Genomic DNA, 18,536 nt, shown 5'->3' with positions numbered 1-18,536 from the left:
AGTGGCCGCATCGGACTACAAGAACATCACCTGACGCAACGGGAGAGAAAAAGTGGATCTTGGGATCAAAGGCCGCCGTGCCATCGTCTGCGCATCGAGCAAGGGCTTGGGCCGCGCCTGCGCTATGGCGCTGGCCAATGAGGGCGTGCATGTCACGTTGACCGCGCGCGGCGCGGAGGCGCTGAAAAAGGCGGCCGACGATATCCGCAAGGCCAGTCCCGGCGTCACGGTAACCGAGATTGTCGGCGACATCACGACGCCCGCCGGCCGCGAAGCCGTGCTGAAGGCCTGTCCCGAACCAGACATCCTGATCAACAATGCCGGCGGCCCGCCGCCCGGCGATTTCCGCAACTGGACCCGCGACGACTGGATCAAGGCGATCGACGCCAACATGCTGACGCCGATCGAACTGATCAAGGCGACGGTGGACGGCATGATGGCGCGGAAATTTGGCCGCATCGTCAATATCACCTCGGCCGCGGTGAAGGCGCCGATCGACATATTGGGGCTTTCCAACGGCGCGCGCGCCGGACTCACCGGCTTCATCGCGGGACTGTCGCGCAAGACCGTGATCAGCAACGTCACCATCAATGCGCTGCTGCCGGGACCGTTCGACACCGACCGCCTGCGCGGTGTGGGGAAAGCAGAAGCCGAGAAGCGCGGCATCCCGCCGGACCAAGTGTTTGCCGAGCGCGCCAAGCAAAATCCAGCCGGGCGGTTCGGCGATCCGGACGAGTTCGGCTACGCCTGCGCCTTCCTGTGCGGCGCCAAAGCCGGCTTCATCACCGGCCAGAACATCCTGCTGGACGGCGGCGCTTTCCCCGGCACGTTATGAAGGCAGTCTGGTACGAGCGAACCGGGCCAGCACAGGAAGTGCTGGCCTATGGCGAGACGCCGACGCCGGTGGCCGGCCCGGGCGAAGTCCGGGTGCGGTTGGAGGCGTCCGGCGTCAATCCCGCCGATGTCGGCCGCCGCGGCGGCGGCTACCGGCCGATGGAATATCCGCGCGTCATTCCCAACAGCGACGGCGCCGGCATCATCGATCAGGTCGGCGACAGCGTCACGCGGCTCAAGATCGGCCAGCGGGTCTGGCTGTTCAACGGCCAACGCAATGGCCGCGCGTTCGGCACTGCGGCTGAATATATTGCGCTCGCCGAACATCTGGTGACGCCACTGCCGGACAGTCTGTCGTTTGGCGAAGGCGCCACGCTGGGCATTCCCGGCATGACGGCATGGTGCTGTCTCTGTTGCGACGGGCCGATCGTGGGGCAGACCGTGCTCGTTACCGGCGGTGCCGGCGCGGTCGGGCACTATGCCGTGCAGCTCGCCAAATGGGGTGGTGCCAAAGTGATCGCGACCGTCAGTTCGGCGGCCAAGGCCGAGCAGGCACGTCTCGCCGGCGCCGATCTCGTCGTCAACTACAAGACGGATGACGTTGTTGCGAAGGCGATGGCTTTCACCGGGCAGCGCGGCGTCGACCGCGTCGTCGATGTCGATTTCGGCGGCAATATCGCGACCACGCTGAAAATGATGGGCACCAATTCGACGATTGCGGTCTACGCCACCAACGGCAACCGCACGCCGGTCGTACCAATGCGCGAATTGATGGAGAAATGCATCGCGGTCCGCGCGCTCGTGCTGTTTGCGCTGCCGCCGCCGCTACTGGCGGCGGCGCAGGCCGACATCACGAAATGGCTGTCGGCAGGCCGGCGCATCCACAACGTCGCCGCGCAGTTTGCACTCTCGGACACCGCGCTGGCGCACCTTGCGGTGGAGAAAGGCGACAAGCTGGGCACGGTTATCGTGGATTGCGCTCGTCTTCTTCCCGCTGGCTGACACCGGAGGAATCCGCCGTCGTTCGCTCCTCGTTCCAGGTAAGGCCGAACTCGTCGAGCCCCTGCGCCAGCAAATCTCCAAGCATCGGCTCGCCAAGAAGATAGCGCGCGGTGTCGAGGTCCCGCTGGCCTGCCGCCTCCGTACGCAGATCCTCCCATTCCTCGACGGTGGCGTCGCCGCGCCCCAGTCGCATCAGGGCAACGAGAGCGACCCTCTCGTCCTCGGAAAGCGAGTTGATGAAGCCGGTGATCTCGCTGACGACCGGATCTTTTCCGTTGTCCTGCAGCACGTCGATCATGTCGTCATCGCCCGCGTTCGATCCTGAATCCGGATCGGATGCCCCTTCCTTGACGTCGAACTGCCGGGCTTTCTCGATCAGAAAGCCGATTTTCTCGGGCGAAATCATGAGTTCTGGCATCGCATGTTCCTCATACGGGCTATGCGATAACGCCGAACGCTGTCGGATGATCCATTGCACCGGCTGATGGAAACCCGCATCCTCGCCCGAACAATCAGAAACGAGAGGATGCGCCGGATGCAGTGGAACGTGGGCAGGGTCAGGATCACGAGAGTTATCGAAATGGAGACTGTCGGCAGCACCCGTTTCATTCTTCCGCTCGCGACCAACGAGGAAATCCGGAAACTGCCTTGGCTGATCCCGCAATTTGCGACCGAGGAAGGCCGGCTGAAAATGTCGATCCATTCGTTCCTGGTCGAGACTCCGTCGCGCCGGATCATCGTCGATACCGGTCTTGGCAACGACAAACAGGGCCGCAATGTGCCGACCTGGAACAACCGAAAGCACCCGTTCCTCGACATGCTGACAGCGGCGGGCTTCCCGCCCGACAGTATCGATACCGTGCTGTGCACTCACCTGCATGTCGACCATGTCGGCTGGAACACGAAACTCATCGACGGCAAATGGGTGCCGACCTTCGCCAATGCCCGATATGTATTCGGCAGAGGCGAATACGAGCACTGGCGCGACCACAGCGATGCGCCGGACAAGCTCGCTGTGTTCGACGATTCCGTGAAGCCGATCGCCGACGCCGGCAAATCCGAGCTCGTCGCCAGCGATGCCAGATTGACGGATGAAATCACGCTGATCCCGACCCCCGGCCACAGTCCCGGCCATATGAGCGTCCACATCAAGTCGGTCGGCGAGGAAGCCCTGCTGACGGGGGACGTCGCCCATCATCCGTGCCAGATGGCGCATCTCAACTGGTCCTCGACCGCCGATTCCGATCCCCGGCAGTCGGCCGAAACCCGACGCGAACTGTTTTCGCGCTTCGCCGACACGCCGACGCTGGTGATTGGCGGGCACTTCAGTGCCGGTCACATCAAGCGCGATGGCGACGCTTTCCGGTTCGTGGCGGTGGGGTGACTCCGGACTGCCTGCCCCCTCATGGTGAGGACGCGCAAAGCGCCGTCTCGAACCATGTAGGCCCCACTCGGGCCACATCCTTCGAGATGGCCGCGTTGCGGCCTCCTCAGGATGAGGGTCTGGTATGTAGCGCTGGGGTCGGTCGGCAGTTGAATTTCCTGCCCCGCTGTTCCATGAAGCGTGCCGAGGTATACCACCAATAGGGTCTGATAACCCCGCAGGGAGCGATGAAATGAAGCTTGTTCGTTACGGCGCCAAGGGTGCGGAAAAGCCCGGCCTGATCGATAAATCCGGCCAGTTGCGCGATCTTTCCGCCCACGTCAGGGATCTCGACGGGGACGCCTATGCGCCGGCCTCGCTGGCCAAGCTGGCGGCGCTGGATACCTCCAAGCTTCCCGCCGTCGACGGCAAGCAACGCCTCGGCGCGCCGGTCACCGGCATCTCGAAATTCGTCGCGATTGGCCTGAACTACAGCGACCACGCCAAGGAGACGGGATCGCCGATCCCGACCGAGCCGATCTTCTTCATCAAGGCCAACACCTCGCTGTCGGGCCCGAACGATGCGGTCGAAAAGCCGCGCGGCTCCACCAAGCTTGACTGGGAAGTCGAGATCGCCGCCATCATCGGCACCCGCGCCAAATATGTCTCGGAGGCCGACGCGCTCAACCACATCGCCGGCTACTGCGTCTGCAATGACGTCTCCGAGCGCAATTTCCAGATCGAGCGGCTCGGTCAGTGGACCAAGGGCAAGTCGCACGACACGTTCGGGCCGCTCGGCCCGTGGCTGGTCACCAAGGACGAAATCCCCGACGTGCAGAACCTGTCGATGTGGCTCGACGTCAACGGCAAGCGCTGCCAGACCGGATCGACCTCGACCATGATCTTCTCGATGGCGAAGTGCATTTCGTATGTCTCGCAGTTCATGACGCTGTTGCCGGGCGATATCGTCACCACCGGCACCCCGCCCGGCGTCGGCCTCGGCATGAAGCCGCCGACCTTCCTCAACGTCGGCGACGTCGTTACGCTCGGCATCGAAGGGCTCGGCGAGCAGCGCCAGGAAATCGTCGCGGCCTAGATGTCATACCCCGCGAATGCGGGGTATCCAGTACGCCGCGGCGTGGGTGAGAAAACCGAACCGCCGCGGGGTACTGGATTATCCGCCTTCGCGGATGATGACATCGAGTGGTCGTCATCGCCGGACAAAACAAGAAGAAGCCCTCGAGGACAGCATGAAACTCACCTTCTCTCCCGCCTCGCCGTTCGCCCGAAAAGTTCGCATCGTCGCGATCGAAACCGGTCTGATCGACCGAATCGAATTCACTCCGGCGACGGTTGCTCCGGGTCAACCCAATGAAGAATATTCGAAGATCACGCCGCTGAAAAAGCTGCCGGTGCTGATCCTCGACAATGGCGACGTCATTCTCGATTCCTACGTCATCGTCGAATATCTCGACGAGCTCGCCGGCGGCGGAAAGTTGATCCCCGCATCCGGGCTTGAGCGATGGAAGGTGAAGAGCGACCATTCCCTGCTGCAGGGCATGCTCGATTCCATGCTGCTGTGCCGGTACGAAAAAATGGTGCGGCCGGAAGGGCTGCGCTGGGATGCCTGGCACGACGACCATTGGAGCAGAGCGTGGGCCGGCATGGCGCGGTTCGAGAACAAGCCCGACGTGCTGTCCGGTCCGTTCAACATTGCGCAGATCGGCCTGGTTTGCGTGCTCGGCTATGCCGACTTCCGCTTTGCCGATTGCGGCTGGCGCAAGGCCTATCCAAAGCTCGATGCCTTCCATCAGAAGATGATGGAGCGGCCGTCGGTGAAAATCTCGGCGCCGCCGCCGGCGTAACCCAAACAACGGAGACGGTAGCATGCGCGAGGTTGGCAAAAAATTGCGGCACCTCGGCTTCGCTGCCGTTTTCGCGCTCGCCGCATCCGGCGCATCCGCCCAGCTACAGGAATTCTCCACCGGCCAGCGCAATCTCGCCGGCGGCAGCCCAGACGCGATTGGCGACGGTTGGCTGACTGCTGGCGGCCGGCAGATCGTTTCGGTCGAATGGATCGAGCAATCAGTCACGCCGCGTTTTCGGGCGATCGGTTTTTTCGGCGACCTGCCAACTTCATTATTCCTTACGTCCGGGACAACAACGCGCGACAATTCAGCAGGAAAACCATGAGCCTGAAATTTGCCGTCGGCGACCTCACCATCCACCGCATCATCGAGCAGGAAACCACCTTCCTGCCGGCTTTGGAGATGCTGCCGGGGCTGACCCCGGAGGTCTTGGCCGAGAACCGACCGTGGATGCAAAAGGCCGGCGCGCTCGACCATAACGACGTGCTGATCCTCTGCTTCCAGTCTTACGTCGTGAAGACGCCGCACCACACCATCCTGATCGATAGCTGCATCGGCAACGACAAGCCGCGGCCGCAGCGGCCGAAATGGAACATGAAGACGGACGACACCTATGCGCGCGCATTGGCCGCCGCCGGGATTTCCATCGAAGACATCGACTACGTCATGTGCACGCATCTGCATGTCGATCATGTCGGCTGGAACACGCGGCTCGATAATGGCCGCTGGGTGCCGACCTTCCCGAAAGCGCGTTACGTGTTCGACAAGACCGAATTCGACTACTGGACCGAGACGCACGCGAAGACGCCGGTGCCGCCATTTGGCGACAGCGTGCTACCGGTCGTCGAGGCCAAACAGGCCGAAATCGTCCGCAGCGACTACGCCATCGGCGATCACACCCGCATCCTGCCGACGCCGGGCCATACGCCCGGCCATGTCGCCTTCACCTTCGGTCGGGCCAAGGATGACGCCGTATTTTCGGGCGACCTGATGCACTCGCCGCTGCAGACGCGCTATCCGGAACTATCCGTGAAGTTTGACGTCGATCCGGCGCAGGCGGCGGCGACGCGGCGCGGTTTCCTGGAACGCTACTGCGACACCGATACGCTGTGCTGCACCGCGCATTTCCCGTCGCCTTCGGTTGGGAAGATCCGGCGCGCGGGCAACGGATTTATCTGCGAGGCGATATGAGCTCGAACCCGTCCGATTTCGAGACGCTTTGGGTCGAAACTGTCGACGAGCACGTGACCATCGTCCGGCTCAATCGGCCGAACGCTTCGAACGCGCTCAATACCCAGATGGGCCGCGATCTCGTGCGCTATTTCGAAGACGTCGCGCTCGATTCCATGAGCCTGCGCTGCATCGTGCTGACCGGCGCCGGTGACAAGGCGTTCTGCGCCGGCGGCGATTTGAAGGAGCGGCATGGCATGACGGATGAGGCGTGGACGCGCCAGCACGTCATTTTCGAGCGCATGGTGCGGGCGCTGATCGACTGCCCCGTCCCGATCATCGGCGCCGTCAACGGCGCGGCCTATGGCGGCGGCTGCGAGATCGCAGGCTGTTGCGATTTCCTCTACGCCGCCGAGAGCGCGCGCTTCGCGCTGACCGAGGTGACACTCGGCATCATGCCGGGTGGCGGCGGCACGCAAACCTTGCCGCGCGCCGTCGGCGAGCGCCGCGCCAAGGAGCTGATCCTGACCGGCAAGCCGTTTACTTCAGCGGAAGCACGTGACTGGGGTTTTGTGAACGAAGTCTTTCCGCTGTCCGAACTATTGCCGGCGGCGCTGGCGACCGCCTCGCGGATAGCCCGCAACGCACCGATGTCCGTCCGGCAGGCAAAGCTCTCGATCCATCGCGGCCTGCAACTATCCCTGCGGGACGGCCTCGCGCTCGAGATCGAGGCCTATAACCGCATGGTGCCGACGGAAGATCGCCGCGAGGGCGTGCTGGCCTTCAACGAGAAGCGGCCGCCCAATTTCAAGGGCCGGTGAACGCATAGCGTTTTCGAGCGAAGCCCGCCCCGGACGTGATCCGGGGTGGGTACCGGTTCGCGCGAAGAAAACGCGTCAAAACAAGAGCCTGGAGCTTCGGTTCTGATTCAGTCAGAACCGAAGATCTAATCGAACAGGCTCGGCGTGTGGTTCACCGCCGCGCCTTCGATCGCCAGCATCTTCAGCTTCGTCACCACCCCGCCATTGGCGGAGAAGCCGCCGGGCTTGTTGCCCGCCGCCAGCACGCGATGACACGGCACCACGATCGGACAGGGGTTGCGCCCGAGCGCCTGACCGACGTCGCGCGACAGCTCCACGCCGCCCAGCTTCTTGGCGATATCGCCATAGGTCATGGTCTTGCCCGGCGGTATCGTACGCGCGATGTCATAGACACCGCGGTTGAATTCGGGGACGCCATCGAGATCGAGCACGACGTCGGCGAGATCGTTCGGCTTGCCTTCGAGCAGTTCGACGATGCCGTCGATCGCGGCCTGCACCTTTGCCGGCGGCGGCGTCTCGATCAGGTCGCCATGGCGCTGCTGCAGGCGGGTGCGGGTCTTCTTTTCGTCGCCCATCGGCAATTGCACCGAGGTAATGCCGCGCTCGCCCCAGACGATGCCGCAGCGGCCGATCGCGGTGTCGAATATCGTAAAATGGTGCCCGGTCATGACTGGCTCCATATTCTCCTGTTCAGTGCCACCCAGCTTTCCTCTCAGGTTCAAATCTAGGCTTGGAGATTATTGCTATCCACCCGAATCCCGGGGGAACTTGACGGCATGAACAACTTCCGCTGATCTGGGGCTCCCACCGACGCCGTTCAATGGGCCCTCGCCTGCTTCCAATTCCGCGAGCTTCGTATGCAAACCTGTCACGTCAACGGCTATGACATGGCCTATCTCGACGTCGGCTACGGCGCCGGCAATGGCCCGCCGCTGGTGTGCGTGCATGGCTCGCTGTGCGATTTTCGGATCTGGTCGTCGGTGCTGGGACTGCTTACGCGCAAGCATCGGGTGATCGCGCCGTCGCTGCGGCATTTCTTCCCGGAGCATTGGGACGGCGTCGGCGATACCTATTCGATCGCCCAGCATGTCGAGGACGTGATCGGCTTCATCGAAAAGCTGGACACAAGGCCAGTCGACCTGATGGGCCATTCCCGCGGCGGGCACATCTGCTTCCGAGTCGCGCAGCGCCGGCCTGATCTGCTGCGCAAGCTGATCCTGGCCGAGCCCGGCGGCGAACTCGATGCCACGCTCGATCCGGCTTACATGCCCGGTCCCTCGCCGCTGGCCGGAATGATCGCGGCTTCCGCCAGCGTGATCGCCAAGGGCGACATCGACGGCGGCCTGCAGATTTTCATGGATGCGCTGGAAGGTCGCGGCGCCTGGAAGCGCCTGCCGGCGACGCCGAAGCAATTGCTGCGCGACAACGCGACGACGCTGATCGGGCAGATGCGCGACCACCGGCCGCCCTTCTCCAAGGCGGATGCGGAAGCGATCACGACGCCGACGCTGTTCATCGGCGGCGCCAACACCAAGGGTACGCTGCCAAAGGTGCTCAATGCCTTGGCCGCCAACGTCAGGGGATCGCGCGTCGACATGATCCCGGGGGCCACGCATCCGATGTTCGAACAGGCGCCGCAGAAATATTGCGAAATCGTGCTGTCGTATCTCGGGGAGGATTGATCGCGATGCAGACCTTGAACATCAACGGCTACGACATGGCCTATCTCGATGTAGGCCAAGGTGCTACCAACAGCCCGCCGCTGGTTCTCGTGCACGGTACGCTCGGCGATTTCCGCACCTGGAACGCGGTGCTGGGGCCCCTGTCGAAACGGCACCGCGTGATTTCGCTGAGCCTGCGGCGATTCTTTCCGGAGCATTGGGACGGCATCGGCAACGACTATCTGATGGCGCAGCACGTCGCCGACGTCATCGGCTTCATCGAAAAACTGAATGCCGGGCCGGTCGATCTGATCGGCCATTCGCGCGGCGGCCATATCGGATTCCGGGTGGCGCAAGCGCGGGCTGATTTATTGCGCAAAGCCGTCCTTGCCGAACCGGGCGGCGATCTCGAGCCGTCGCTGCAGCCGAGCAGTCCAGCTCCTGGCCCCGTGCCGCTGGGCCCGCGCATTCCGGTCGCGGCCGAGATGGTGCGAAACGGTGACATCGACGGCGCGCTGGCGCTGTTCGTCGATGGCATCGACGACGAAGGCGCATGGGCGCGATGGCCGGCGGTGGCGCGGCAGCAATTGCGCGACAATATCCATACGCTGCTCGGTCAAGTCGGCGAAAACCGCAAACCATTCCTGAAGAGCGAAGCGGAGGCGATCAGGACACCGATGCTGCTGATCGGCGGCGGCGACACCAGGGGCGCGCTGGCGGTAATCTGGCGCGTGCTGGCCGAACATATTCCGGGCGCGCGGACGGCGGTGATCCCCGGCGCGCGCCACTGGATGTTCGAACACGCACCGCAGGAATTTTGCAACGTCGTACTGGATTTCCTGGCGGCGTAGATGCGCCGCCGACTTCTTACTTTTGGTCGAGCCGCCACGCACCATCCCAATCCGCGGCCGGCGGGTTGAGCTGAAAATTCTCGACACGCTTGGCCAGCGCCGTGGCCGGTCCGTCGCTGGGGACCGCCTCGAGCGCCGCATGAAAGGCCAGGCGCGCATCGTCCCAGCGGCGCTCCCGATAGGCGGCGAGACCTTCGGCATATCGCTCCCGCAACGCCAATTGCTTGTCGGTGAGCTCGCCCTTGCGCCCCAGGATATCGAACACTGCCTGGGGAACGGTCTGACCAGCAACCACCAGCCGATCGATCTCGCGGGATTCGACCGCATCGCCGGCCGCCGTGATCGCAACCTCCGAAACCAGCGAATGGCTGCCATAGACCTTGTTGGCGTTCTCCAGTCGCGATGCGAGATTAACCGCGTCGCCCATCACCGTGTAGCTCATCATGAATTCCGAGCCGATGCTGCCGACCAGCACTTCACCGGTAGCAACCCCAATGCGAACGTCGCAGTCGCTCGGCACGGTGCGTATGCCGAGCAATTCGGGCAACTCCCTGCGCAGCGCCGTGCCGCGATCGGCCATCTCGACGGCAGCGAGGCAGGCCAGGCGCGCCTGCTCACTATGCTCGGTAAAGGGAGGCCCCCAATAGGCCATGATCGCGTCGCCGATATACTTGTCGATGATGCCGCGATGGCTGCGGATCGGCTCCGACATCGTCGATAGATAGTGGTTCATCACCTTGACGAGGCCCTGCGGCGTCATGCCCTCGCTGAGGCTGGTAAAGCCCTGCATGTCGCAGAACAGCACGGTCATCACCCGCCGTTCGCCGGCGCCGGCAGTCAGCGATCGCTGGTCGATCAACCCTTCCACCACGCGCGGATCGACGTAGCGGCCGAAAGTCTCGCGCAGGCGCTCCTTGTGGCGCAGTTGCTCGACCATGTTGTTGAAGGCGGCCGTGAGCTGGCCGATCTCGTCGCGCGTGGTGACGTCGATCGATCCGTCAAGCCGGCCGGCTTCGACGGCGCGGGTGCCGTCCAGCAACCGCCGCACCGGGCGAGTAATACCGGTGCTGACGAAGAACGCGAACGTCAGTCCGAGAATGGCCGCAAGCATCGTCACGATCGCAGAGATGACAATCGCGCGCTGCTGATCGCGCATCGTCACGGCCGCATCGCTGCGGACCTGCTCCAGCATGTCGTGCCGGATTTCCTCAATCTTGCGATTGAATTCGTCGCGGAGCGCATCGGTCCGAACAAGGCTAGCCCGCACCTCGGGCATGTTGCCGGAATCGAGCTGCGGCCAGATCCGCCTATGCTCTTCGTCCAGATAACGGCGAAGGTCGCTCGTTATGGTCTCGATCCGATTTTCGATCCGTCCGAGCTTGGCGTCGTCGGAGACGGTGGTCGGATCATCAATGATTGCAATGATCAGGGCGCGTGCGGCCTGCGCCTCCTGGTCGATCTCCCGCCCTTTCGCCTCATAGATGGTTTGCTGATCTGCAAAGGCGGTCTCGTCCGGCGGCGTTTGTATCTTGATGAACACCATCCGGCGAACCACCACCGCCTGCTCCAGGGAGCGGACGTTCATTCGCGCCAGATGCCCATATGCTTCGACATATTTGGTCGTCAGCTCATCGAGCTGATGCGCAATTTTTCGCGTCATCACCGTCGACAGCGCCGAGATGATCACCATCAGAAAGATCAGCCCGATGGCGATGCCGAGGATTCGCTTGCGGATGGTCGGTCGCAGCATCGAGGTGTATTCTAAAACTAGGGACATGTTGGGAAACGGATGAAGGCAACAAAAAGCGAAAGCCCGGCCGATCCGGCCGGGCTTGATGTTTAGCGCGCGCCGGTGAATTAAGCACGTTCCGGCGCGTTAAAATTGACGATAGTTTTGGGGCTTCCGTCCCCGCTACACCTTCCAGACGCCCACAGGCTGACGCACGGCTACATTGAGCCTGTTCCAGACATTGATGTTGGCGATCGCCAGAATCAACGCCGAGAGCTCCGCCTCGTCGAAATGCTTGTCGGCCTCACTCCAGACCTCGTCCGGCACCGGATCGGCACGGTCGCTGATCCGTGTCAGCGCTTCCGTCAACGCCAGGGCCGCGCGCTCGGCTTCGGTGAAATAGGGCGTGTCGCGCCAGGCGGCCACCGCGAACAGGCGGTCGTCGGTTTCGCCGGCCTTCCTGGCGAGTTTCGGGTGCATGTCGACGCAGACGCTGCAGCCGTTGATCTGGCTGGCCCGCAGGTGCACCAGTTCGAGCAGCTTTTCCGGCAGGCTGTTCTTGGTCAGGTCGCCCAGCGCCTGCAGCGCCTTCATGGCGTCGGGAACGACCATGACGGGGTGATTCATTCTGGCTTGCATGATTTTACGCTCCATATGGTTGGTTGTTTTTGACGCGGCAGCGCCGATTTGCTGTCACATCGGCGCGCTTTCGTTCGTCATCACCATGACGGAACGCGACATGGGAATGTGACCGATGGACGAGAAAAAGTTTCTGGCTGAGAGATTCGAGGCCAACTGGCCCCATCTGCGGGCGGTGGCCTACCGCATGCTGGGTTCGACCAGCGAGGTCGATGATGCCGTGCAGGAAACCTGGCTGCGGCTGAGCCGTTCCGATACCAGCGCGGTCGAAAACCTCGGGGGTTGGCTGACCACGGTCGTCGCCCGCGTCTGCCTCGACATGCTGCGCTCGCGCAAATCGCGGCGCGAGGAACCAATGGGTCCGCACGTGCCGGAACCTGTCGCCGATGACCAGCATGGGCGGGACGCAGAGATGGCCGACTCCGTCGGCGCAGCGCTGCTGGTGGTGCTGGAAACGCTCGCGCCTGCGGAGCGGCTTGCTTTCGTGCTGCACGACATGTTCGCGGTGCCGTTCGAGGAGATCGCGCCCATCGTCGGCCGCACGCCGGCCGCGGCACGGCAACTGGCCAGCCGCGCCCGTCGCCGGTGCAGGGCACGCCGCCGCCGGATCCCGACTTTGGCCGGCAGAAAACCATCGTCGAGGCCTTCATCAAGGCTTCCCGCGAGGCGACTTCGAAGGGCTGCTCGCGGTGCTCGATCCCGAGGTGGTGTTCCGCGCCGATTCCGCCGCGCAGCGACTGGGCTCGTTCGCGGAAATCCGTGGCTCTGCTGCAGTTGCCGAAGTCTTCAAGGGACGCGCACAAGCCGCCAAGCCGGCGCTGGTCGACGGTGCAATCGCGCTCGCTGTCATTCTCGGAGGGCAACTGCGCATCGTGGTGCGGCTGACGATCAGTGGCGACAGGATCTCGGCGGTGGAAGCGGTGGCCGATGCCGAGCGGATCGAACAGTTCGACGTAAACCTGCTCACGTGAGCGGCGTCATCTTTGTTGCGGAGAACACGATCGCCTGAACCGGCATCCGGCCGGGATCGCCGAATTCGCGGCGAAACGCCTGCGCCATCGTGTCGACGATCTGGTCCGGATCGACGCCGCCGCGCGCCCGGACCTGATCGATCAGCGGATTACCATGGACGGCTGCCCGCGCGAAGGTCGCGACGTCAGAGAGTTCTCTTACCTGCCTGATCACGGCAATGCCGATGTCGCCGAAGCCAGCCGTGATCAGCATCTCCTTGATCGGATCGATCTGGTGGCAGGAGAACGGCACGTTGTAAAACTGCGGCGGGTCGGTCGCGAAGAAGCGGCCCGCCACTTCATGCGCGATCCGGCCGAACGGATTGTAGCGGTGAGAGTCCCAAACGCTGAGCACGTAGCGGCCGCCGGGCGCGAGCACACGATTGGCCTCGGAAAAGGATTTTGCCTGGTCCGGAAAGAACATTAGGCCGAACTGACAAACGATCGCATCGAAGCTTGCATCGGCGAATGGAAGCGCGACCGCATCGGCGGGCTGGAAGGCGACCCGCTCGCCGGTCTGAAACTTGGCGCGGGCAATATCGAGCATCGGCGGATTGAAATCGGTCGCCGTCAGCTGGGTATCGGCCGGCAACGCATCGCGTAGCTTGCGCGTAACGATGCCGGTGCCGGCCGCCGTCTCCAGGACGCGCGCCGGGCGGCCAGCCGCGACGCGTTGCGCAATGTCGGCGGCATATTCGACGAAAATGACCGGTCCGAGGCCCTGATCGTAATAATGCGGGATGCTGCCCGTGAAACTCGCGGCATTGTCCATGATCAATCCTCCGATCACGCCCCGTCGAAATATAGCCTGCCGGGCGCGCGACAATTGTGAGTCTCCCCACAGCCCCTTGACGCAGCCAGGGCCGGTCGCTAGTTTCCGAATTCGGAATTCCGTATTCCAAAATGGGACGATCGGCATGATCCCCGTTGATCCACTCCCCAACCTGATCGACCAGGTCTATGCCCGGATCCTCGAAGCGATCACCGATCGTTCGTTGCCGCCCGGGCATCGCATCCGGCAGAACGAGCTTGCAGAAAAGCTCGGCGTATCGCGCCAGCCGGTGTCCCATGCGCTGCATCTGCTGCATCGGCAGGGGCTCGTCGCCGAAAGCGGCCGCCGCGGCTTTGAAGTCATCCGGCTCGATCCCGAACGCATCCGCCAGCTCTACGAAGTGCGAGGCGCGATCGACGCGCTGGCGGCAAAGCTCGCGGCTGGGCGGGCGAGAGCCGATGCTTCCGGGCGCGCGCAGCTCGAGGCGGCGCTGCAGGCCGGGCGGAGCATCGGCAAAGACACGCCGCTTTCGCGGCTGATCGCCCTCGACGTCGATTTTCACAGCGCCGTCTATCGCCTCGCGGGCAATCCGGCGATCGAGGAAATGATCGCGCCGCAATGGCCGCATATGCGCCGCTCGATGGCGACGGTGCTGGCAGAGCTCGATTACCGCGAACGCGCCTGGGAAGAGCATGAGGCGATCGCCGCGCAGATTCTCACCGGCAACGCCAGGGCGGCGGAGGCCACAGCGCTGGCGCATGCGCAGACGGCCGGGCGGATGACTGAAGAGAGACTGAGAGCGACGGATAGAGCGGCGTAACAACGCGCGGTCGTTCCGGGGCATGCGAAGCATCGAACCCGGAATGACAACAACAAGAACCAAAGGAGGAAACACCATGAAACTGACGCCACAGCAGATCGAATTCTTCAACCGCGAAGGCTGGCTGTTCCTGCCGGAGTTGTTCAGCCCGGAGGAAGTGGATTATCTCGCCCGCGAGGCCGTCAGCATCTACGACGCCAACCGCCCGGAGGTGTGGCGCGAGAAGAGCGGCGCGCCGCGCACCGCCTTTGCCGCGCATCTCTACAACGAGGCGTTCGGCGCTCTCGGCGCGCATCCACGCATGATCGAGCCGATCGAGCAGATCTTCGGCGAGAAGGTCTACATGCATCAATTCAAGATCAACGCCAAAGCCGCCTTCACCGGTGATGTCTGGCAGTGGCATCAGGATTACGGCACCTGGAAGCGCGACGACGGCATGCCGGAGCCGCGCGCGATGAACATCGCGATCTTCCTGGACGAGGTAATGCCGATCAACGGCCCGTTGATGCTGGTGCCGAAGAGCCAGCACGCCGGCGACCTCAAGGCCTCGCATGATCTGGAAACGACGTCCTATCCGCTGTGGACCCTGGATGAGGAGACTGTCACCCGGCTGGTGAAGGAAGGCGGCATCGTCGCGCCCACCGGCAAGGCCGGCGGCATGCTGATGTTCCACGGCAACCTGGTGCACGGATCAAGCGGCAACATCACGCCCTACCCGCGCAAGATCGTCTACCTGACGCTGAATGCGGTCTCGAACTACATCCGCACCCCCACGCGGCCCGACTACATCGCGCATCGCGACTTCACGCCGATCCAGACGGTGGACGACGACGCGCTGCTGCGGCTCGCGCGTGCGCATCGGCAAGCCGCGGAGTGAGGCTCTCTCGTGCCCCGGACGCAGCGCAGCATGAAATGATGCGCTGCTGAGGCGGGACCCACGCTATACTTTCCCATCGGTCCCGGCTCTGCGGAGCAGCGTTGCCGGACGATGCTTCGCATCGCCTAGGCTGCACCGCGTCCGGGACACGTTTCAGATAGCTTGTCGGATTTCTCATGAACCTCCACCACCTTCTCAATGCCCGATTGGCGGCCGGCAAGCCGGTTCGCGTCGCGCTGATCGGCGCCGGAAAATTCGGCTCGATGTTCTTGTCGCAGGTGCCGCATACGCCGGGACTCGAAGTGCCCGTCATCATCGACATCGATCGCGATCGCGCCCGCGAAGCCTGCCGCACCGTCGGCTGGGATCAGGCGCGCATCGCGCGGACGGTCTTCACCGACGACGGCGCGCGCGCGATCGCCGACAGCGCAGTGGACGTCGTGGTGGAAGCTACCGGTAACCCGGCCGTCGGCATTAGACATGCCCGCGCGGCCATTGCGGCGGGCAAGCATGTCGTAATGGTCAATGTCGAGGCCGACGTGCTGGCCGGGCCGCTACTGGCGCAGGAAGCGCGCAAGGCTGGCGTGGTCTATTCGCTGGCCTATGGCGACCAGCCGGCGCTGACCGCCGAAATGGTGGACTGGGCGCGCGCGACGGGCTTTCGCGTCGTCGCCGCCGGCAAGGGCACCAAATACCTGCCCGCCTATCACGACGTGACGCCGGACGGCGTCTGGCAGCATTACGGGCTGACGGCGGGCGAAGCGCAATCGGCCGGCATGAATCCGCAGATGTTCAACTCGTTTTTGGACGGCACCAAGTCCGCGATCGAAATGGCGGCGATCGCGAATGCGACCGGACTGGACGTGCCGTCGGACGGGTTGCTGTTTCCACCTTGCGGCGTCGACGATCTGCCGCATGTGATGCGGCCACGTGATAAGGGAGGCGTGCTGGAGAAGGCCGGCCTTGCGGAAGTCGTCTCGTCGCTGGAGCGCGACGGCCGTCCCGTATTCCGGGATCTGCGCTGGGGCGTCTATGTCGTGCTGGAAGCACCGAACGATTACGCTGCCGATTGCTTCAGGCAGTACGGGCTGAAGACCGACGCATCAGGCCGATATGCGGCGATGTACAAGCCGTATCATCTGATCGGACTTGAGCTGAATATCTCGATCCTCTCGGCCGCGCTACGCAACGAGCCGACCGGTCAGCCGCATGATTTTCGCGGCGACGTCGCGGCGGTAGCAAAACGCGATCTGCGCGCCGGCGAAATGCTGGACGGCGAAGGCGGCTACACCGTGTGGGGCAAGTTGATGCCGGCATCGAAAAGCCTCGCCGCCGGCGCGCTACCGATCGGGCTTGCTCATCGCGTCAAGCTGAAGAACGACGTCGCCCACGGCGAGGTGGTGCGCTGGAGCGATGTCGAGGTCGATGAAAACAGCGACACCATCAAGACACGCAGGGCGATGGAAGCGGCATTCTCCACGAGACGATGATCACGCGGCGCGCGTTGGAAACAAGCTGCAGCCGGAAATTCCACTGCGCTGCGCATGCACTTCAGGTCGAATGATGGACGCTGTCCTTCGCGCCTGCGCCGCGGAATTACCGCAATGCGGCAATCCGATTAACCAGTACTGCACCTGGGCCGCTCGATATTCAGGCAGCTCTTCGCACTTGCGGCTAACCAGAACGCTTGATTATCAATCACCAATTCGTCATCCTGCCTTCAGGTCCACAAAGCCGGGAAAATTGATTGCATCACCAAGAGCCTAGGTTTCAGGGCCCACATTCCTAAACAACAGTCCGGCACCGCCCATCGGAAAACCAGAGAAGACGACGTGAGATCGTTGTCCCTTGGTCGGTCTCGACGATAACAGAGGGGAGACAAATGAAACGTCGTGATTTCTTGAAGGTGGGCGGCGTCGGTCTTGCCGCGAGTGCGGTTGCCGCGCCAGCGATTGCGCAGTCCAACCCGGAGATAAAGTGGCGCTACACGGCAAGCTGGCCGAAGGCACTCGATACGCTGTATGGCGGCTGTGAATATTTCGCCAAGCGGGTTGCCGAAATCACCGACAACAAATTCCAGATTCAGGCGTTCGCGGCCGGCGAAATCGTGCCCGGTCTGCAGGTGCTCGACGCCGTCTCGAACGGCACCGTCGAGATGGGCAACACCGCGCTTTATTACTATTGGGGCAAGAACCCGGCGTTCACCTTCGGCACGTCGCTGCCGTTCGGGCTCAACACGCGCTCGCATATTTCCTGGCTGCGCTTCGGCGGCGGCATGGACATGCTCAACGACCTCTTGAAGGAGTATGGCTGCATCGGCCAGCCGACCGGCTCTACCGGCGCGCAGATGGGCGGCTGGTTCCGGAAAGAGATCAAGTCGATGGATGACTTCCGGGGCCTCAAATTCCGCGTCGGCGGTTTCGCCGGCACCATCATCGCCAAGGTCGGCGGCGTGCCGCAGCAGATCGCGGGCGGCGACATCTATCCGGCGCTGGAAAAGGGCACCATCGATGCGGCCGAGTGGGTCGGCCCTTACGACGACGAGAAACTCGGCTTCGTGAAGGTCGCGAAGTACTACTACTATCCGGGTTGGTGGGAAGGCACCGGCCAGGGCCACAACATCATGAACCTCGAAAAATTCAACGCGCTGCCGAAGCACTACCAGGCCGCGATCGAGACCGCGTCCTACGATACGTTCACCTGGGTCACCGGCAAATACGACTACGTCAATCCGCCGGCATTGAAGCGGCTGTTGGCTGCGGGCGCGATCCTCAGACCGTTCCCGCAGGAAGTGCTCGAGGCTTGCTACAATGCCGCCAACGGCATCTACGCAGATCTCGCCAAGAACAACCCGCACTTCAACAAGATGTATACGAGCCTGTCGGCGTTCCGCAACGAGTCGCTGGCATGGAATCAGGTGGCTGAGCTGAGCTACGACAGCTTCATGATGCGAATGCGCACCCGCACCTGAGGCGCACTACCGCTGACAAAAAGGAAGCCCCGGAGATTTCTCCGGGGCTTCTTCGTTGAACGGGTGGCTCTCTAATCTTTACGCGTTTTCTTCACGCGAACCGGTCCACCCCCGGATCACGTCCGAGGGCATGCTTCGCTTGAAAACG

The 18,536-nt window shown here is 63.1% G+C and carries 19 protein-coding genes and 1 pseudogene; 15 read left to right on the top strand and 5 right to left on the bottom strand.

All coding sequences use genetic code 11. The annotated features are described in order from the left end of the window. Nucleotides 1-52: 52 nt before the first annotated feature. Complete coding sequence (locus V1290_RS23410; RefSeq protein WP_065743781.1) at nt 53-835, top strand: SDR family oxidoreductase; 783 nt, start codon at nt 53-55, stop codon at nt 833-835. Next, nucleotides 832-1,836: an NADPH:quinone reductase gene (locus V1290_RS23405; protein WP_334366561.1), complete on the top strand. Its 1,005-nt coding sequence runs from the start codon at nt 832-834 to the stop codon at nt 1,834-1,836. The genes V1290_RS23410 and V1290_RS23405 overlap by 4 nt, the downstream gene beginning before the upstream one ends. On the opposite strand, the gene V1290_RS23400 is transcribed toward V1290_RS23405, so the two are convergent. After that, entirely contained in the window at nt 1,799-2,254 is a 456-nt protein-coding gene (locus V1290_RS23400; RefSeq protein WP_334366560.1) for a DUF3775 domain-containing protein, read from the bottom strand. The two genes, V1290_RS23405 and V1290_RS23400, sit on opposite strands and share 38 nt — an antisense overlap. Before the next feature lie 117 nt (nt 2,255-2,371). Here V1290_RS23400 and V1290_RS23395 point away from each other — a divergent pair, with 117 nt between their 5' ends. The 6 genes from V1290_RS23395 to V1290_RS23370 all read left to right on the top strand — a co-directional run bounded on the left by V1290_RS23395 (nt 2,372) and on the right by V1290_RS23370 (nt 7,058). Next, nucleotides 2,372-3,220: an MBL fold metallo-hydrolase gene (locus V1290_RS23395; RefSeq protein WP_334366559.1), complete on the top strand. Its 849-nt coding sequence runs from the start codon at nt 2,372-2,374 to the stop codon at nt 3,218-3,220. Between the two features lie 232 nt (nt 3,221-3,452). Continuing rightward, a complete protein-coding gene (locus tag V1290_RS23390) occupies nt 3,453-4,295 on the top strand; it encodes a fumarylacetoacetate hydrolase family protein (protein WP_334366558.1) in 843 nt (280 codons plus the stop codon). Nucleotides 4,296-4,449: 154 nt separating this feature from the next. After that, complete coding sequence (locus V1290_RS23385) at nt 4,450-5,064, top strand: glutathione S-transferase family protein (protein ID WP_334366557.1); 615 nt, start codon at nt 4,450-4,452, stop codon at nt 5,062-5,064. A gap of 22 nt (nt 5,065-5,086) precedes the next feature. After that, complete coding sequence (locus tag V1290_RS23380) at nt 5,087-5,392, top strand: hypothetical protein (RefSeq protein ID WP_334366556.1); 306 nt, start codon at nt 5,087-5,089, stop codon at nt 5,390-5,392. Beyond that, nucleotides 5,389-6,258: an MBL fold metallo-hydrolase gene (locus tag V1290_RS23375; protein WP_334366555.1), complete on the top strand. Its 870-nt coding sequence runs from the start codon at nt 5,389-5,391 to the stop codon at nt 6,256-6,258. Before V1290_RS23380 ends, V1290_RS23375 begins: the two co-directional genes overlap by 4 nt. After that, nucleotides 6,255-7,058, top strand: coding sequence for an enoyl-CoA hydratase/isomerase family protein (locus tag V1290_RS23370; protein ID WP_334366554.1), 804 nt, complete (start codon nt 6,255-6,257; stop codon nt 7,056-7,058). Before V1290_RS23375 ends, V1290_RS23370 begins: the two co-directional genes overlap by 4 nt. A 125-nt stretch (nt 7,059-7,183) precedes the next feature. On the opposite strand, the gene V1290_RS23365 is transcribed toward V1290_RS23370, so the two are convergent. Next, on the bottom strand, nt 7,184-7,726 hold the full coding sequence (locus V1290_RS23365) for a methylated-DNA--[protein]-cysteine S-methyltransferase (protein WP_334366553.1): 543 nt from the start codon (nt 7,724-7,726) through the stop codon (nt 7,184-7,186). 189 nt (nt 7,727-7,915) lie between these two features. Between V1290_RS23365 and V1290_RS23360 the strand changes: the two genes are divergently transcribed. After that, the gene (locus V1290_RS23360; RefSeq protein ID WP_334366552.1) at nt 7,916-8,740 is read left to right on the top strand and encodes an alpha/beta fold hydrolase; all 825 of its coding nucleotides are present in this window, start codon (nt 7,916-7,918) and stop codon (nt 8,738-8,740) included. 5 nt (nt 8,741-8,745) lie between these two features. Further along, complete coding sequence (locus tag V1290_RS23355) at nt 8,746-9,570, top strand: alpha/beta fold hydrolase (RefSeq protein ID WP_334366551.1); 825 nt, start codon at nt 8,746-8,748, stop codon at nt 9,568-9,570. Between the two features lie 16 nt (nt 9,571-9,586). On the opposite strand, the gene V1290_RS23350 is transcribed toward V1290_RS23355, so the two are convergent. After that, nucleotides 9,587-11,320 (bottom strand): adenylate/guanylate cyclase domain-containing protein, encoded by a 1,734-nt coding sequence (locus V1290_RS23350; RefSeq protein WP_334366550.1) that lies wholly within the window; start codon nt 11,318-11,320, stop codon nt 9,587-9,589. Between the two features lie 162 nt (nt 11,321-11,482). After that, entirely contained in the window at nt 11,483-11,938 is a 456-nt protein-coding gene (locus tag V1290_RS23345; RefSeq protein ID WP_334366549.1) for a carboxymuconolactone decarboxylase family protein, read from the bottom strand. A 115-nt stretch (nt 11,939-12,053) separates the two neighbouring features. Here V1290_RS23345 and V1290_RS23340 point away from each other — a divergent pair. Continuing rightward, nucleotides 12,054-12,909 (top strand): annotated as a pseudogene (locus tag V1290_RS23340) (sigma-70 family RNA polymerase sigma factor). Here the strand turns inward: V1290_RS23340 and V1290_RS23335 are convergent. Next, entirely contained in the window at nt 12,902-13,720 is an 819-nt protein-coding gene (locus tag V1290_RS23335) for a class I SAM-dependent methyltransferase (RefSeq protein WP_334366548.1), read from the bottom strand. The pseudogene V1290_RS23340 and the gene V1290_RS23335 sit on opposite strands and share 8 nt — an antisense overlap. Before the next feature lie 145 nt (nt 13,721-13,865). Between V1290_RS23335 and V1290_RS23330 the strand changes: the two genes are divergently transcribed. The 4 genes from V1290_RS23330 (at nt 13,866) to V1290_RS23315 (ending at nt 18,388) form a co-directional block, all read left to right on the top strand. Next, on the top strand, nt 13,866-14,540 hold the full coding sequence (locus V1290_RS23330) for a GntR family transcriptional regulator (RefSeq protein ID WP_334366547.1): 675 nt from the start codon (nt 13,866-13,868) through the stop codon (nt 14,538-14,540). A gap of 76 nt (nt 14,541-14,616) precedes the next feature. Continuing rightward, nucleotides 14,617-15,417 carry a phytanoyl-CoA dioxygenase family protein gene (locus tag V1290_RS23325; RefSeq protein WP_334366546.1) on the top strand — a complete coding sequence of 267 codons (801 nt, stop codon included), beginning with the start codon at nt 14,617-14,619 and terminating at the stop codon, nt 15,415-15,417. Nucleotides 15,418-15,593: 176 nt separating this feature from the next. Further along, nucleotides 15,594-16,907: an NAD(P)H-dependent oxidoreductase gene (locus tag V1290_RS23320; RefSeq protein WP_334366545.1), complete on the top strand. Its 1,314-nt coding sequence runs from the start codon at nt 15,594-15,596 to the stop codon at nt 16,905-16,907. A 392-nt stretch (nt 16,908-17,299) separates the two neighbouring features. Then, nucleotides 17,300-18,388: a TRAP transporter substrate-binding protein gene (locus V1290_RS23315; RefSeq protein WP_057841585.1), complete on the top strand. Its 1,089-nt coding sequence runs from the start codon at nt 17,300-17,302 to the stop codon at nt 18,386-18,388. Nucleotides 18,389-18,536 lie beyond the last annotated feature (148 nt).

This window comes from Bradyrhizobium sp. AZCC 1578, from assembly GCF_036924675.1.
In the GTDB taxonomy this organism is placed as follows: Bacteria; Pseudomonadota; Alphaproteobacteria; order Rhizobiales; family Xanthobacteraceae; genus Bradyrhizobium.
Note: the sequence above shows the minus strand (reverse complement) of the source record. Positions and strands in the feature narration are given on the sequence as shown.

Coding starts and splice junctions, on each gene's coding strand:
- V1290_RS23355 (WP_334366551.1), top strand. CDS start 8,746: ATGCAGACCTTGAACATCAACGGCTACGACATGGCCTATCTCGATGTA.
- V1290_RS23315 (WP_057841585.1), top strand. CDS start 17,300: ATGAAACGTCGTGATTTCTTGAAGGTGGGCGGCGTCGGTCTTGCCGCG.
- V1290_RS23400 (WP_334366560.1), bottom strand. CDS start 2,254: ATGCCAGAACTCATGATTTCGCCCGAGAAAATCGGCTTTCTGATCGAG.
- V1290_RS23405 (WP_334366561.1), top strand. CDS start 832: ATGAAGGCAGTCTGGTACGAGCGAACCGGGCCAGCACAGGAAGTGCTG.
- V1290_RS23325 (WP_334366546.1), top strand. CDS start 14,617: ATGAAACTGACGCCACAGCAGATCGAATTCTTCAACCGCGAAGGCTGG.
- V1290_RS23360 (WP_334366552.1), top strand. CDS start 7,916: ATGCAAACCTGTCACGTCAACGGCTATGACATGGCCTATCTCGACGTC.
- V1290_RS23385 (WP_334366557.1), top strand. CDS start 4,450: ATGAAACTCACCTTCTCTCCCGCCTCGCCGTTCGCCCGAAAAGTTCGC.
- V1290_RS23370 (WP_334366554.1), top strand. CDS start 6,255: ATGAGCTCGAACCCGTCCGATTTCGAGACGCTTTGGGTCGAAACTGTC.
- V1290_RS23375 (WP_334366555.1), top strand. CDS start 5,389: ATGAGCCTGAAATTTGCCGTCGGCGACCTCACCATCCACCGCATCATC.
- V1290_RS23320 (WP_334366545.1), top strand. CDS start 15,594: ATGAACCTCCACCACCTTCTCAATGCCCGATTGGCGGCCGGCAAGCCG.
- V1290_RS23365 (WP_334366553.1), bottom strand. CDS start 7,726: ATGACCGGGCACCATTTTACGATATTCGACACCGCGATCGGCCGCTGC.
- V1290_RS23395 (WP_334366559.1), top strand. CDS start 2,372: ATGCAGTGGAACGTGGGCAGGGTCAGGATCACGAGAGTTATCGAAATG.
- V1290_RS23335 (WP_334366548.1), bottom strand. CDS start 13,720: ATGGACAATGCCGCGAGTTTCACGGGCAGCATCCCGCATTATTACGAT.
- V1290_RS23390 (WP_334366558.1), top strand. CDS start 3,453: ATGAAGCTTGTTCGTTACGGCGCCAAGGGTGCGGAAAAGCCCGGCCTG.
- V1290_RS23330 (WP_334366547.1), top strand. CDS start 13,866: ATGATCCCCGTTGATCCACTCCCCAACCTGATCGACCAGGTCTATGCC.
- V1290_RS23345 (WP_334366549.1), bottom strand. CDS start 11,938: ATGCAAGCCAGAATGAATCACCCCGTCATGGTCGTTCCCGACGCCATG.
- V1290_RS23350 (WP_334366550.1), bottom strand. CDS start 11,320: ATGCTGCGACCGACCATCCGCAAGCGAATCCTCGGCATCGCCATCGGG.
- V1290_RS23380 (WP_334366556.1), top strand. CDS start 5,087: ATGCGCGAGGTTGGCAAAAAATTGCGGCACCTCGGCTTCGCTGCCGTT.